Genomic DNA, 13,654 nt, shown 5'->3' with positions numbered 1-13,654 from the left:
CGGCCACGCCGGCCTCGTTGGAGAGCCCGGTCATGGTGCCCATGGCGTCGAAGAAGTTGGTGAAGACCAGGGTGAAGACGAGCATCACGGCCGCGAGCACGCCGATGCGCTCGAACGCGCCGAAGCTCACCTCGCCCACGAGGGACAGGTCCGGCAGCGCGACGAAGCTGGTCGGCAGCACGGGGGCGTTGAGGTTCCAGCCGTCCGGGTTGGTGCCCAGCGACGGGCCGACCGTGAAGATGGCCTCGAGGATGACGGCCAGGATCGTGGTGCCGACGATGCCGATCAGCAGGGCACCCTTGACCTTGCGGGCCACGAGGACGCCGATGACGAGCAGGCCGATCACGAAGACGGTGGTGGGCAGGCTGGCGACGGAGCCGGACTCGCCCAGCTGCAGCGGCGGCGAGGCCAGTCCGCTGGCGCGCACGAAGCCGGAGTCGACCAGGCCGATGAACGCGATGAACAGGCCGATGCCCACCGTGATGGCGATCTTGAGCTGACGGGGCACCGCGGTGAAGATCATCTGGCGCAGGCCCGTGCTGGCCAGCAGCACGATGATGAGCCCGTTGATGACGACGAGGCCCATCGCCTCTGGCCAGGTGACCTGGCCGACGACGCTCACGGCCAGGAACGAGTTGATGCCGAGCCCGGCGGCGAAACCAAACGGCAGGCGGGCGATGACACCGAAGAGGATGGTCATGACGCCGGCGGTCAGAGCCGTCACGGCGGCGACCTGTCCGTTGGGCAGCCAGTTGCCCGAAACGTCCACCGCGGCCTGGTCGGCGCTGAAGCCACCGAGGATGAGGGGGTTGAGGATGACGATGTAGGCCATCGTGACGAAGGTCACCAGGCCGCCGCGCACCTCCCGGCTCCAGGTGGAGCCGCGGCGGGTGATCTCGAAGTAGCGGTCCAGCGCTGACTTGGCGCCACGCCCGGTCGGCCCGGCCGGGCGTGATCCGGCCGCCGTTCCGGTCGGAGTGCCTGTTGTGGCGGTTGCCGCTGCGGCGGCGGACTCGTGCTCTGATGCGGAAATGATGCTCTCCCGGTCTATGTGCGGCGACGTGCCAAACGCCTTAGTCTACGACCCGGCGCGCAAGCCGTGGAAATCGGCCCAACCGCACTGGTCAAACGTGCGGCACGAATTTGCCCCAGGCCAGCCGTCGTTCACCCTGCGGATCGGACTCGATCCGGTCGCGGACGTCGATGATCCTGGTGAGCCGGTCCGCCTCGGTGTAGACCGGCCAGGCGGCGTCCGGAACGCCGGTGCCGGCGAAGGCGAGCCACCACCGCTGCATCCGCGCCCCGATGGCCTTGAAGGCCCGCCGGCCGCCCAGCACCGTCATGCCGCGGCCGAACCAGCCGTCCAGCCGGTCGAAGAGCGGGAAAAGTTCGAGGCCGTGGGTCGCATCCAGGCCCATCCGGCGCAGCAACCGGGGCGCGGCATCGAACCGGTAGAAGTACACCGGCGCAAAGCGGGAGTGCCCCTCCGCCACCTTCACACTCGGGTACCAGAACGAATAGTCGCCGCCGAAGTCGAGCGCGGCGCGTGCCGCGGGCATTCCCGGATACAGCGCCTTGAGCGCCTTCTTCGCCTTCTTCTTGGTGTTGGCGAAGACCGCCCGCATCCGCGGCGGCGTGGACGCGAGGATGTCGATACGGCCGCTGAACAGCGACCCCTCCCGCTCGTTGGTGCCGATCATCAGCGGGATCCGGTGCGCCCGGCCGTCCCGGAACGCGTCGAGCGGACGCTCGGGCAGGAAGTCCCCGTCGATGACCGGGCAGAGCGGGATCGTCCCAGGGTAGCGGTCGGGCGAGCGCACCGTGAGGGTCGTGGTCGCGCCGGCGAGGCGGGCCGGGTCGGCATCCAGCAGCAGCCGCACGGCCTCGGCGTCGGTGAGACCGGACTCGACCGGCCCGAAGTGGACGGATCCGGCGCCTGCCCCCTCTCGAGCGGAGCCCCGACCGACGGAACCCTGTCCAGCGCGGTGCACGAGATCATCGGTGCGCGCGCCCAGTGTCTGTTCGGCGAGGATGCCCACGAATGAGGCAGCCCACTCGGCGGTCAGCGCCGGCGGGTACACGGCGTTCGACGGGGCGCTCTGCGCGATCGCCCGGTGGAACAGGCCGGCGGCGGCCGGCACGGTCATCAGCGTGGTCACGGCGTTGCCGCCGGCCGATTCGCCGAACAGCGTCACGGCGTCGGGGTCGCCACCGAACGAGCGGATGTTGGCGCGCACCCAGGCGAGGGCGGCCACCTGGTCGCGCAGGCCCAGGTTGCTCTCGAAGGGACGCTCCGGCGTGGAGTAGCGGCTGAAGTCGAGGTAGCCGAGCGCGCCCAGGCGGTAATTGATGCCCACGTAGACGATCCCGCCACGGCGCACGAGACCCTCGCCCTGCCGGGGATTCTCCCGCGACGACCCGACGCTGTAAGCGCCGCCGTGCACGAACACCATCACCGGGCGCAGCGCCTCGTCGTCGACGGGAGCATCCGGGGCGATCACGTTGAGGTTCAGGCAGTCCTCGCTCTGCGGAATCCGCGGGTGAGCACCGGTGAACTGGCCCTTGTGGCTCTGGGGGGCCACCGGGCCGAAGGCGGCGGCGTCCCGCACGCCGGGCCACGGCCTCGCCGGTGCCGGCGCCCGGAACCGCAGCGGGCCCACCGGCGCCGCCGCGTACGGAATGCCGCGCCAGGCGCGAATGCCTCGCTCGCTCACGCCGCGCACCACGCCACCGGACACCCGGATCTCCAGCGGTGCGAGGCTGCGGGTTCCGGCGGGCTGCGTCATGGGCCGATCCTAATCCGGGGAGGTGACAGCCGCGCGCGGCGGTTATTTCACCGGGCTCACAGGCGACTGCGGGTGTCAAGCCGCACTACGCTCGATGAGGGCCGATCGACCCGGCACGGCCCGCTCCCAGAGAAACGAGAACCAATGGCACTGCCCTGGACCCTGCACGGCGATGGAAAGACCGTCGCTCCCACCGACGTGGTGGCCCCCGGGGAACGCCTCAACTGGCCCATCACCATCGGCATCGGCGCGCAGCACGTCGTCGCGATGTTCGGCGCCACCTTCCTGGTGCCGCTGATCACCGGGTTCCCGCCGAGCACCACAATCCTGTTCTCCGGCATCGGCACGATCCTGTTCCTGCTGATCACCCGCAACAAGCTGCCGTCCTACCTCGGCTCGTCGTTCGCGTTCATCGCCCCGATCACCGCCGCCGTCGCCACCGCGGGCATGGGCAGCGCCCTGTTCGGCATCCTGGCCGTCGGCGTTCTGCTGGCCGTGGTGGGCGCCGTCGTGCAGGTCACTGGGGCGGGCTGGATCGACGCGCTGATGCCGCCGGTGGTCTCCGGCGCGATCGTGGCGCTGATCGGTTTCAACCTGGCACCGGTGGCGAAGGCGAACTTCACCCTCGCTCCGCTCACGGCCGTGATCACCCTCGCCGCCGTCATCCTGTCGACCGTCGTGTTCCGCGGCATCCTCGGCCGCCTCTCGATCTTCCTGGGCGTGATCGTCGGCTATCTGGCCGCCGTGATCCAGGGCGAGGTCGACTTCAGCGCCGTCGGAAACGCCGCCTGGGTCGGCCTGCCGCCGCTCACCCTGCCGACCAACCCGTTCGAGAATCCCGCCGTCTGGACAATCCTGCCGGCCTTCCTGCCCGTGGTGCTGGTGCTGATCGCCGAGAACGTCGGGCACATCCGTGGTGTCGCGCAGATGACCGACAGTTCGGTGAACAAGCTCACCGGGCGGGCACTTCTCGCCGACGGCCTGGCCACGGTGTTGGCAGGATTCGGTGGCGGCTCCGGCACCACCACCTACGGCGAGAACATCGGCGTGATGGCCGCCACCCGCATCTACTCGACGGCCGCATATTGGGTCGCCGGCATCGTCGCGGTGCTGCTGGGCCTCTCCCCCAAGGTGGGCGCGGTCATCAGCACCATCCCCGAAGGTGTCCTCGGCGGTGTCACCACGGCCCTGTACGGCCTGATCGGTATCATCGGCGTGAAGATCTGGCTGGACAACCGGGTGGACTTCAGCAAGCCGGTGAACCAGTTCACGGCCGCGACCGCGCTGATCATCGGCATCGCCGACTACACCTTCAGCGCCGGCACCCTGACGTTCAACGGCATCGCGCTCGGCACCATCGCGGCCATCGTGATCTACCACGTCATGACGTGGGTGGCCCGCGTCCGCCGTACGGCGTAACCCGCACCACACGGCCCGCGAGCCGTGAGCAGAGCACCTTCCCGAGGCTTCTTTTCGGGGCTCAGCTCACGGCTCGCGGGCCTTTTGTGTGCCTAGGTGTGCAGGGCGGGGACGATCAGGTAGACGCCGTAGAGCACGATCAGGCCGCACAGGGTGAAGCAGAAATAGCCGGAGTACTGGGCCAGGCGCTTCTGGCCGGCGGTGAGCGGGTTGGCCTTGCGTGCCTTACGCGCCCGCTTGGCGTTTTTGGCCGCGCGGGCCGGCGTGAGCACCGTGATGGCGCCGGTGAACTCGGCAGGCTCCACAGTGGGGATGCGCCCGGCCGTGGTCAGCAGGCGAAGGCCCAGCGAGTAGAGCGAGACGACGACGGCCGATGACACCAGGGCGGCGGCGGCGACAACGAGGAAGGCGGCCCAGTCGATCACAGTGTTACCTTCTGTCGGTCCTTGCGGGACGGCTTGCGGGGCGTTTTCTTGATCCGGACGACGTGGCCGGCGTCATCGATGTCATGCAGCATGTTGTCGTGGGAGACCCTGTCGCGCTTGGACCAGCGGAACAGGATGTACACGACGGCGGTGCCGATCACCACGTCGAGGATGATGCCGATCGGGCCCAGCAGCGCCAGTCCGGCGGCGAACGCACCCATGATGGCGGAGGCCGGCAGGGTGAGCAACCAGCCGAGCGCGATCTGGCCGGCCATGCCCCAGCGCACGGTCGAACCGCGCCGGCCGAGGCCGGAGCCGATGACCGAGCCGGAGGCCACCTGGGTGGTGGAGAGGGCGAAACCGAGATGACTGGAGGCGAGGATGGTGGCGGCGGTACTGGTCTCGGCGGCGAAACCCTGCGCCGGCTTGATCTCGGTCAGCCCGCGGCCCATGGTGAGGATGATGCGCCAGCCACCGGTGTAGGTGCCGATCGCGATGGCGAGGGCGCAGCAGGCGACGACCCAGAACTGCGGCCCCGACCCGACGCTCTGGTAGCCGCCGGCGATGAGGGTGAGCGTGATCACGCCCATGGTCTTCTGCGCGTCGTTGGTGCCGTGCGAGAGGGCCACCAGCGACGAGGAGAAAATCTGCGCGTAGCGGAAGCCGCCACGGCCATCCGGCTTGCCGATGTCGCGACGGGTGATGGCGTAGGCCAGGCGGGTGGCGATGAACGCGACGATGCCCACGGTGATCGGGGCGATCAGAGCCGGCAGGATGACCTTGGCCAGGACGACGTCGTAGGCCACGGCTTGCGCGCCGACGCCGATGATGGTGGCGCCGATCAGGCCGCCGAAGAGGGCGTGGCTGGAGCTGGACGGGAGGCCCCGAAGCCAGGTGATCAGGTTCCAGACGATGGCGCCGATCAGGCCGGCGAAGATCATCTCGGGGGTGATCTGGATGCCGCCGTCGCCCTCCTTGATGATGCCGCTGGAGACGGTCTTGGCCACCTCGGTGGAGAGGAACGCACCGACAAGGTTCAGCACGGCGGCGACGCCGACGGCGACCTTGGGCTTCATGGCCCCGGTGGCGATCGGCGTGGCCATGGCGTTGGCCGTGTCGTGGAAGCCGTTCGTGAAGTCGAAGATGAGGGCTAGCGCGATGACCAGCACGACGATAAGGGTGAAATCCACCGGCGTCTTTCCTTGAGTATCGCCCCGGACCACGGCCGAACAGAGGTCCGCGCGCACGTCAAGAGAACTGGCTGGCTCGAAACCGGGCCTCGTTGATCCTGACATCCTCTGCCGGGCAGGTCAATTCAGCGGATGTTCAGCGGCCGTCTTCACAGGGTATAGAAACGGTCCGTGCAGCTTCAGCCGCGGGCCACGACGCTGGCGAGGTCTTCGCCGAAGGTGAAGGTCGCCTCGATGGGGATGCCGGCCAGCACGCCCGGCAGCCAATGCCTGGCGTCGTCCCACATGTCGTCCACGGGCAGCCGGGCGATGGTGAACCACTCCGGGTACAGCTCGTCGGACTCCCGCGGGGTGCCGCTCCAGCGGTCGGTGACGAAGACGTTCGACCGCTGGCTCCAGGCCGGCTTGTGCGGGAACAGGTACGTGAGCACTCCCATCGGGGTGAGCGCATCCGCCGTGACGGTCAGGCCGGATTCTTCCTCGACCTCCCGCACGGCCGCCTCGACGGCGGACTCCCCCGGCTCGAGCTTGCCGCCGAGGCCGACGATGTTACCCAGACCAAGGCCCTTCTTCTTGCGGCCCAGCAGCACCTGTCGTTCGCCGGTGTCGGAGAGGCGGGTGAGGTAGCACACGCACACCTGGGGCAGGTCGGTCATGGCTTCAATCGTAGCGAGCGGTCGGGTGCCGACGGCCGCAAGCGTTTTCCAAGGAATCTCAGTTACGCTGTATGCATGGATTTTGTGCCTGAGACCGGAACTATCACGATGTTCACCACCACGTGGTGCGGCTACTGCTCGCGTCTGAAGACGCAGCTCGACCGGAACGGCATCGGTTACACCGAGGTCAACATCGAGGAGGTCGAGGGCACCCCGGAGCTCGTGATGAGCCTGAACGGCGGTAACCAGACGGTTCCCACCGTCCTGTTCCCGGACGGCTCCGCCGCCACCAACCCGTCACTCGCGCAGGTGCAGGCCAAGCTCGCTCCGGCGGCCTGAACCAGCCCTCCTTCTTTCCCGCAGCAGAAATGCCCGGGCGGCCTGAGCCGCCCGGGCATTTCTGTGTCGACGCCGGGTTTAACCGAAGAGCACGGCCGCTTCGTCGTAGCGCGCCTGGGTGACCCGGTTGAGGTCCATGGTCGCGTCGGCGATGCTGACGTTGGCGATGTCGGTGCCCTTGAGGGAGACCATCGAGCCCCACTTGCCCTCGATGACGGCGTCGACGGCCGCCATGCCGAGACGGGTGGCGAGCACCCGGTCGTAGGCCGACGGGGCGCCACCGCGCTGGGTGTGGCCGAGGACCGTCGCGCGGGCCTCGATGCCGGTGCGCTCTTCGACCATCGGGGCGATGAGCTCGCTGATGCCGCCGAGGCGGGGACGGTTGAACGCGTCCAGGCCCTTGTGCGAGTGCGCCTCGCCCATCTCGGCGAGCAGGAACCCCTCGGAGACGACCAGGACCGGGGCGCGGCCGCGGTCGCGAACGCTCTCGACCCAATGGCAGATCTGCTCGATGGTCTGCGGCTGCTCGGGGATCAGGATGGCATGAGCGCCGCCGGCCATGCCGGAGTGCAGCGCGATCCAGCCCACGTGGCGGCCCATGACCTCGACGATCATGCAGCGGCCATGCGAGTCGGCCGTGGTGCGCAGCCGGTCGATGGCCTCGGTGGCGATCTCGACGGCGGTGTTGAAGCCGAACGAGTAGTCGGTGGCGGCGAGGTCGTTGTCGATGGTCTTCGGCACGCCGACGATCTTGATGCCGGCATCGGTGAGGCGACGGGCGGCCGTGAGGGTGCCCTCGCCGCCGATGGCGATGATGGCGTCGATTCCCTCGGCGTCCATGGTCTTCTGGATGTTCTCGGGGCCCGCATTCTCGCCCTCGAACGGGTTGGTGCGGGAGCTGCCGAGGATGGTGCCACCCTGGCGGGAGAGGCCACGAACGCTGTGCCGGTCGAGCTTCATGAACTCACCCTGCACCAACCCCCGCCAGCCGTTGCGGATGCCCACGAATTCGGAGTCGTAGGCGCGGCCGCCCTTGAGGACAGCACCCCGAATCACTGCGTTGAGGCCTGGGCAGTCTCCACCGCTGGTCAGGATACCGATCTTCATTTTCTGGCTACTCCTTTAGTGCATGCATGTTGTGGTGCGGCAGTCGCCCGTCCCCATCATGGCGGCGGGTGGATGCCTGAATCAAGTCAACACCGACGGCGCTGCTCTCAGTAGGGACTTCCGGCCCGGTGTCACAGCTCCCCGTCGAGCGCCTGCGAGAGCACGAAGGCCAACGCGCTGGCTTGCACCGAGTCGGCCGGGGAGAGCTCGTCGTCGTCGCCGTCGAGTGCGCGGGCCGCGAGGCCCTGCTTGCTGCCGATGAGTTCGGCGATGCGCGCGTCGATGGTGTGCGCGGCGATGATCCGCCACGCCGTCACCGGCTCGGACTGGCCGATACGGTGCACCCGGTCGATGGCCTGCGTCTGCTCGGCTGCGGTCCAGCTGAGTTCGGCGAGCACCACGTTGGAAGCGGCCTGCAGGTTCACGCCGACGCCGGCAGCGGTGAGCGAGCACACCACGACGGCGACCTCGGGGTCGGTGTTGAAGGAGTCGATCGCCGCCTGGCGGGCCAAAGCGCTCTGGTCGCCGCGCAACGACACCGTGCGAAGGCCCCGCTTGGCGAAGATCTCCTCCGCGGCATCCATCACATCGATGTGCTTGGCGAAGAACACAACCTTGCCCACCGAGTGCGCCAGCTGCGCCGCGTAGTCCGCCGCGAGGCCGGCCTTGGCCTGACCGATCTTGCGCACCATGGTGAACACGTTCTCACCGATGCTGGTGCCTTTGGACTCTTCGAGGTCGGCGTGTGCGACGGCGCGGATGTAGGCGGTGCGTTCGTCGTCGCTGAGCACCGGGGCCTTGACGCCGGGGTGCCGGGCGGCGATGAGGGCGTTGTAACGCTTGACCAGGCGGGCGCCGAGTTCGCGTTCGGCCTTCTGGATCGACCGGCCCAGTTCGCTATCCAGCTCGACCGGCAGGTCGGCGATGCGCTTGGCGGGCAGGTCGGCGGCGACGTCGACCTTGCGGCGGCGCACGATGCCCATGTCGATGACGGCGGAGCGGGCCGCGGTGTAGAAGCCGGCGTCCGCGGGGGTGAGGCCGGTTTCCTCCAGGCGCTGCATGAGCTTGGCCGTGGGCTTGTCGCCGTCGATCCAGCCGAGGAACTGCCAGATGGCCCGGAAGTCGTCGACGTCGTTGATCAGCGGGGTGCCGGTGAGCGCCATCAGCAGCGGGTTGTTGCCCGGGGTACGGCGGCGGATCTGGTCGGCGAGGCTGAGCACGTGCTTGGAGCGCTGCGACTGCAGGTTTTTGATGAAGTGCGCCTCATCGACGACCATGCCCTTGAAGCCGAGGGTGCCGAGCCACGCGAGGTGGCGGTCGAGGACGTCATAGTTGACCACGACGACGTCGGCGAAGGCGTCGAGGGTGTCGCCGTCACCGTGGATGACGGTGGCGCGGCGGTGCGGCGTCCACAGCTCTACTTCGCGTACCCAGTTCATCTTCACGACGTTGGGCACGATCGCCAGCAGCGGGTACGCGCCGGAAACGGAGGCGGCGAGCAGGCTCTGCGCGGTCTTGCCGAGGCCGGGCTCGTCGGCGAGGAGGTAGCTGCGGTGGCCGAGGCGGGCACTCTCGATGAAGCGCGCCTGGTGCCGCATCAGCTCCATGCCGCGCGGGGAGAATCTGTCGACGATCGGGGCCTCGGGCAGGTCCATGCTGGCGGCCTGGCCACCGGAGCCGTACTCGAACGACTTGAACAGGGGACCGAGCAGTTCCCAGTTGGCCAGGCGGCGCGCGGAGGAGACCGGGGCGGCCTTCACGGCGCTGAAGTCGGGGGCGAGGAACGGGTTGGCAAGCTGGCGGGCCCGCACGGACTGCGGGATGACCTGGTTCTGCGGTACCTCGGGCTTGGGCTCGGGTTCGCGGGTGATGATGAGTTCATCCGGGCTGAGCTCGGCGCCGGATTCCAGCAGCCAGTCGCGGCGGAAGCGCTGCGCGACGGTGGAGACGCCGGCATCCGGCTCGAGCAGGGTGATCAGGCTCGTGTCGCGGGCGGCGGTCTTCGCCAGGATCTGGGCGATGCCGTCGAGGCGTTTGAGCAGCTCGGCACGGTTCGCGTCGGTGAGTTCGCTGTCGGTCTTGACCCTGGCGCGCTCCTCGCGCATGAGCAGCGCGATGACCTGGTACTTGGTGCGGTTTGTGGGGCCGAGCTTGGCCCCGCTCTGCGCCTTGGCCTCGACTTCGCGCACCTTGCGGGCGAGGATCGGGATGATGGGGGCGTCATCGTCGCGGGAACGCGGACGTTGACGAGTTCGACCGCTGCCGGCGCCAGCGCGGCCCGCTCCGTTGGGGCGGGTGTAGGCCATTTCTCTCCACTTCACACCAGCGCGTACAAACATGCGCGCTCGTCGTGTTGCGCATCCACGGGATGCCTTTGCGATCGATACGCCGAACCCCAGAATCGAGCAACACGACGCCGCATCGGTCAGGCATGAATGCGCTGATCGCTGCAGGGCCACGGTCGAGACACTGACTGGGTTCTCCAGACGTGCCTTCAGTCTATGCCCGTGCCCGGATTCAGCGGTGCATTGACACCGGGACCTTTGTGCGCACCCCGACGATGATGAACACCAGAGCGGCGATGAACTGTGCGGACACCCAACCCTGGCCGTGCAGGTCGAGCACCACGATCGGGTTCCACAGCACCACGATGGGCACCAGGCCGATGAGCCACCACCATGACTTCGCCTGGATCACGAAAACGCAGATGATCAGCGCCAGGATGCTGACGATATACCGGACGATGACGAAGCTGTCCACGTCCAGCAGCGCCAGCCCGGCCAGCAGCGCGATCGCGCCGAGCAGGCCGGGCGCAAGGGCGGACCTGGTGAAAGTGGGTTCTGCCGGGGTGCCCATCAGACGCCCCCTCCCCCGCCGCCGCCGCCGCCACCGCCGACGGATCCACCGCCGCCAGAGCCGGATCTGGAGGAACTCGCCGCGCTGCCCGACCACGCCGACGCGGTGCTGGTGGCGAATGAGGCCACCCCGGTCGCGAAATATGCGGCGGTGAACGGTGAGTTGCCCACATACCAGTCAGGCTGTTCGTGGGTGGTGTCGTAGTAGTCGCCGAGGACCTTCGACCACTGCTTTTCCTCGCCGGTGAGCACGGCGATCGGCAGCAGCCGTTCATACAGCTTCAGCACCTGGACGGGTGCGGTGGCCACGGGCCCGGCACCATCGGGCCGGTATGCCGTGCGCAGCGCCCCCTCGGGGCTTTGCAGCACCCGGAGCCGGTCGGCTTCGGCCAGCGAAATGTACACGATGACGCCCTTCAGGTAGTCGCGGAGTTCGGCGCCGCGAGCGGTGAGCGGACACACTTCGACGGTGACTGCAAGCGTAACAATCGTGGCCGCGAGTCCCGCCACCAGGAACAGCGCGGGCCAGGCGCCTGCAACCTCGGTGGCGAATGAGATGATGCTGGCCACGAGGGCGAGGATCCCGAAGAGGATGGCGGCGGCGATCAGCCAGCGACGTAGCGAACCGCCCTTCTTCTCCCGCAGTCCGTCGGTGATCATCCGTTTGCGGGCGCCACTGCGCACCTTCTGCAGCGCGGTGCCCAGTTTGGTGCTCTTCTTCTTGAGATCGCGGATGGCGCCGATCGGTTGGCGTGCAGGGAACAGCGCATCCAGCACCTTGCGCTCGGTGGCGTCAAGGCCGTCGCGGCTGCGCAGCTCGAGCAGGTAGTGATTCTTGCCGTCGCCCTCGAGCACTCGTACGTTGCCGCGCACCGCGAACTGCAGGAACTGGGCGGTGAGCGCCCGGCTGGCGGCGCGGGAGCCGAGCACGTCACCGGCGTGCAGCAGATTCGCTCCGGCAGGTGGCAGGTACTCGGGGATGATGGTGGGCCGGCCGGGCCGGTTGCGCCACCGCGTGCTCCGGGCGACCACCGCGAGGGCCGCCGCCACCAGCGAGGCGATCGCGGCGGCGAGGGCGATCGCGGGAAACGGGTTGGCGGTGAACGAGTCGTCCCTGGGCACGAAGGTTCCGTCGGCGAAGGCGACGGCCAACGCGAGCCCCTCGTGCGGGCCCAGGTCGCGTGCGGAGACCTCGATCACCCATTCGTCACCGTCGGAGGAGCTGTCGAGCGTGTCGCACGCCGTGCCGGATGCCGAGCCACCCTGGTAGCAGGCGGTCTGGCCGGTCAGGGCAGGCACCAGGTCCGGCGCAACGTGCACGGTCGCCGACACGGTTCCGAACGGCTGCGCCCAGCCCGTTCCGTTCACTTCCCAGTAGAACTCCTGGTCGGCGGCGTCGTCGGGGAAGAGGACGACGTGCCGTTGGGTGTGGCTGATGACGTAGGTCTGGTCGCCGTGTACGTAACCGTCGTCGGCGATGGTGATGCTGAGGTATTCGGCGTCGGAGTCGTCGGAAATGGTCTCGGTCTCGTAGTCCCGCTCGTGTCCGTCTCCGTCGGTGACTGAGTCGACGGAGATACCGGTGGGCTGGCCCCGGTAATGGGTGGGGATGTTGCGGCGGATGCCGTGATTCTGGTCGATCTCAGGGAACTCCGCGACGAGAGTTTCGGTGCTGGCCAGGGTCGAGCGCCCCTCGTCGTCGCGGTCGATCCGGTAGTCGGCTTGCAGGGACGCGAAGCTGAAGTCGTCGACGTCGGCCGGCAGGCGTTGCTCGGTTACCTGCGCCGGTCCCTCGATCGTCTGCGCGCTCGCCCCGGATGCTGCGAACCCGAGGAGTCCCGTGAGCGTCAGCGCGCCCACAGTCAGGCTGGTGAGGAGCCGAAGGCGTCTGCGCATGCCTTCATGCTAGCCATCGCCGCGGCCAGTGCGCGGTCAGGCGGGCTGGGTACTGACCGGCACGGTGAGCGGATGTTCCAGGGCCTCGACCAGCGCCGGTCGCAATTCGGCGTGCCAGACGTCGTAACCGGGCTCGGTGAGACGGAGTCCGTCGGTTGACCACTCCGCACTGAGCCGGCCTTCGGCGTCGGCCAGAACCGGCCAGAGGTCAAGGTAGCGAGCCTTCACCGTTGGCGCGAACTGGCGCAGGTGCCGATTGACCGACCGGATCACCGACGTGAAGTCCTCTTCCCGCGGCGGCACAGACTGGACCAGCAGCCGGGCGGTGGGAAGCTGCTTGCGCAGGTCGCAGAGGATGGTTTCGATGTTGCGCACGATGTATTCATCGGAGCGGTGCCAGCCCACATCGTTGGTGCCCACCTGCAGCACGACGGCGTCGGGCGCGGCGGCCACGACATCGTCGAGCCGGGCGATCACCTCATCTGTCGTGTCGCCGTTCACCCCGAGGTTGTGAACCTGGAACTCAGGAAATCGTTCTTCCCATCCGGCGGCAGCGCTGAGACCATCACCGACGAACACCACCACTTCAGACATGCTGCCTCCCGCGCTTGCCTTCCATAATGCGTCAGCGGATGGGGCTTGGCTAGAGTTCAAGCTGGCAACCTTCCGTCAGACCCCCATGCCCCCTCCGGCGGGTCTCCCCACCGGCACAACGCCCATTTTCCGCCCCTGTCAATCCCCCCACGGATGGTTGCGCTTCGTAGGTCGTCCCTCCGGGCCTTGAGAAGCTCGACCAGCGGATGGCGGCGTGACGTGGGCTCAGCGCTGGTGGGATCAGTGGTCGTGCTGTTCCTGGGCGGCGGGGCTTTTGCTGTGCAGCTGGATGAGCTTTTGGCCGGGGTCCGCGGACGCGGGTGGCCTGAGCCAGTAGGCGCCGGAGTGTTCGAAGATCTGCCAGCCTTGGTTGTGCAGTAGCCGGTG

General features: G+C 68.3%; 12 protein-coding genes. 2 read left to right on the top strand and 10 right to left on the bottom strand.

Translation table 11 applies throughout. The features are described 5' to 3' along the window. The coding region (locus tag JWP54_RS15275) for an NCS2 family permease (RefSeq protein WP_297373588.1) at positions 1-913 on the bottom strand (913 nt) is incomplete at its 3' end. A gap of 211 nt (positions 914-1,124) precedes the next feature. Beyond that, positions 1,125-2,786 carry a carboxylesterase/lipase family protein gene (locus JWP54_RS15270; RefSeq protein ID WP_297373585.1) on the bottom strand — a complete coding sequence of 554 codons (1,662 nt, stop codon included), beginning with the start codon at positions 2,784-2,786 and terminating at the stop codon, positions 1,125-1,127. 144 nt (positions 2,787-2,930) lie between these two features. On the opposite strand from JWP54_RS15270, the gene JWP54_RS15265 reads away from it, so the two are divergent. Further along, positions 2,931-4,205 (top strand): solute carrier family 23 protein, encoded by a 1,275-nt coding sequence (locus JWP54_RS15265; RefSeq protein ID WP_297373582.1) that lies wholly within the window; start codon positions 2,931-2,933, stop codon positions 4,203-4,205. A gap of 92 nt (positions 4,206-4,297) precedes the next feature. On the opposite strand, the gene JWP54_RS15260 is transcribed toward JWP54_RS15265, so the two are convergent. From JWP54_RS15260 to JWP54_RS15250, 3 genes are all read right to left on the bottom strand, one after another. Further along, positions 4,298-4,630 carry a peptidase gene (locus JWP54_RS15260; protein WP_297373579.1) on the bottom strand — a complete coding sequence of 111 codons (333 nt, stop codon included), beginning with the start codon at positions 4,628-4,630 and terminating at the stop codon, positions 4,298-4,300. After that, positions 4,627-5,820 carry an inorganic phosphate transporter gene (locus tag JWP54_RS15255; protein ID WP_297373577.1) on the bottom strand — a complete coding sequence of 398 codons (1,194 nt, stop codon included), beginning with the start codon at positions 5,818-5,820 and terminating at the stop codon, positions 4,627-4,629. The genes JWP54_RS15260 and JWP54_RS15255 overlap by 4 nt, the downstream gene beginning before the upstream one ends. Positions 5,821-5,999: 179 nt before the next feature. Further along, a complete protein-coding gene (locus JWP54_RS15250) occupies positions 6,000-6,476 on the bottom strand; it encodes an NUDIX domain-containing protein (RefSeq protein ID WP_297373574.1) in 477 nt (158 codons plus the stop codon). A gap of 75 nt (positions 6,477-6,551) precedes the next feature. Between JWP54_RS15250 and JWP54_RS15245 the strand changes: the two genes are divergently transcribed. Then, positions 6,552-6,815, top strand: a complete 264-nt coding sequence (locus JWP54_RS15245; protein ID WP_297373571.1) for a mycoredoxin — start codon at positions 6,552-6,554, stop codon at positions 6,813-6,815. 78 nt (positions 6,816-6,893) lie between these two features. Here JWP54_RS15245 and JWP54_RS15240 read toward each other — a convergent pair whose 3' ends face one another. The 5 genes from JWP54_RS15240 to JWP54_RS15220 all read right to left on the bottom strand — a co-directional run bounded on the left by JWP54_RS15240 (position 6,894) and on the right by JWP54_RS15220 (position 13,267). Then, a complete protein-coding gene (locus JWP54_RS15240; RefSeq protein WP_297373567.1) occupies positions 6,894-7,922 on the bottom strand; it encodes a 6-phosphofructokinase in 1,029 nt (342 codons plus the stop codon). Positions 7,923-8,053: 131 nt separating this feature from the next. After that, positions 8,054-10,228: a DEAD/DEAH box helicase gene (locus JWP54_RS15235; RefSeq protein ID WP_297373565.1), complete on the bottom strand. Its 2,175-nt coding sequence runs from the start codon at positions 10,226-10,228 to the stop codon at positions 8,054-8,056. Positions 10,229-10,439: 211 nt separating this feature from the next. Beyond that, the gene (locus JWP54_RS15230; protein WP_297373563.1) at positions 10,440-10,778 is read right to left on the bottom strand and encodes a DUF6804 family protein; all 339 of its coding nucleotides are present in this window, start codon (positions 10,776-10,778) and stop codon (positions 10,440-10,442) included. Next, the gene (locus tag JWP54_RS15225; RefSeq protein WP_297373558.1) at positions 10,778-12,673 is read right to left on the bottom strand and encodes a DUF2207 domain-containing protein; all 1,896 of its coding nucleotides are present in this window, start codon (positions 12,671-12,673) and stop codon (positions 10,778-10,780) included. The genes JWP54_RS15230 and JWP54_RS15225 overlap by 1 nt, the downstream gene beginning before the upstream one ends. A 36-nt stretch (positions 12,674-12,709) precedes the next feature. Next, positions 12,710-13,267, bottom strand: coding sequence for a GDSL-type esterase/lipase family protein (locus tag JWP54_RS15220; RefSeq protein WP_297373555.1), 558 nt, complete (start codon positions 13,265-13,267; stop codon positions 12,710-12,712). Positions 13,268-13,654 lie beyond the last annotated feature (387 nt).

The sequence above is a fragment of the Cryobacterium sp. genome (assembly GCF_025463825.1).
Lineage (GTDB): Bacteria > Actinomycetota > Actinomycetes > Actinomycetales > Microbacteriaceae > Cryobacterium.
This window is presented reverse-complemented; position numbering and strand designations above follow the sequence as displayed.

Excerpts from the sequence above, each read along its gene's own strand:
- JWP54_RS15235 (WP_297373565.1), bottom strand. The coding sequence starts at position 10,228 with ATGGCCTACACCCGCCCCAACGGAGCGGGCCGCGCTGGCGCCGGCAGC.
- JWP54_RS15265 (WP_297373582.1), top strand. The coding sequence starts at position 2,931 with ATGGCACTGCCCTGGACCCTGCACGGCGATGGAAAGACCGTCGCTCCC.
- JWP54_RS15230 (WP_297373563.1), bottom strand. The coding sequence starts at position 10,778 with ATGGGCACCCCGGCAGAACCCACTTTCACCAGGTCCGCCCTTGCGCCC.
- JWP54_RS15250 (WP_297373574.1), bottom strand. The coding sequence starts at position 6,476 with ATGACCGACCTGCCCCAGGTGTGCGTGTGCTACCTCACCCGCCTCTCC.
- JWP54_RS15240 (WP_297373567.1), bottom strand. The coding sequence starts at position 7,922 with ATGAAGATCGGTATCCTGACCAGCGGTGGAGACTGCCCAGGCCTCAAC.
- JWP54_RS15270 (WP_297373585.1), bottom strand. The coding sequence starts at position 2,786 with ATGACGCAGCCCGCCGGAACCCGCAGCCTCGCACCGCTGGAGATCCGG.
- JWP54_RS15220 (WP_297373555.1), bottom strand. The coding sequence starts at position 13,267 with ATGTCTGAAGTGGTGGTGTTCGTCGGTGATGGTCTCAGCGCTGCCGCC.
- JWP54_RS15225 (WP_297373558.1), bottom strand. The coding sequence starts at position 12,673 with ATGCGCAGACGCCTTCGGCTCCTCACCAGCCTGACTGTGGGCGCGCTG.
- JWP54_RS15245 (WP_297373571.1), top strand. The coding sequence starts at position 6,552 with ATGGATTTTGTGCCTGAGACCGGAACTATCACGATGTTCACCACCACG.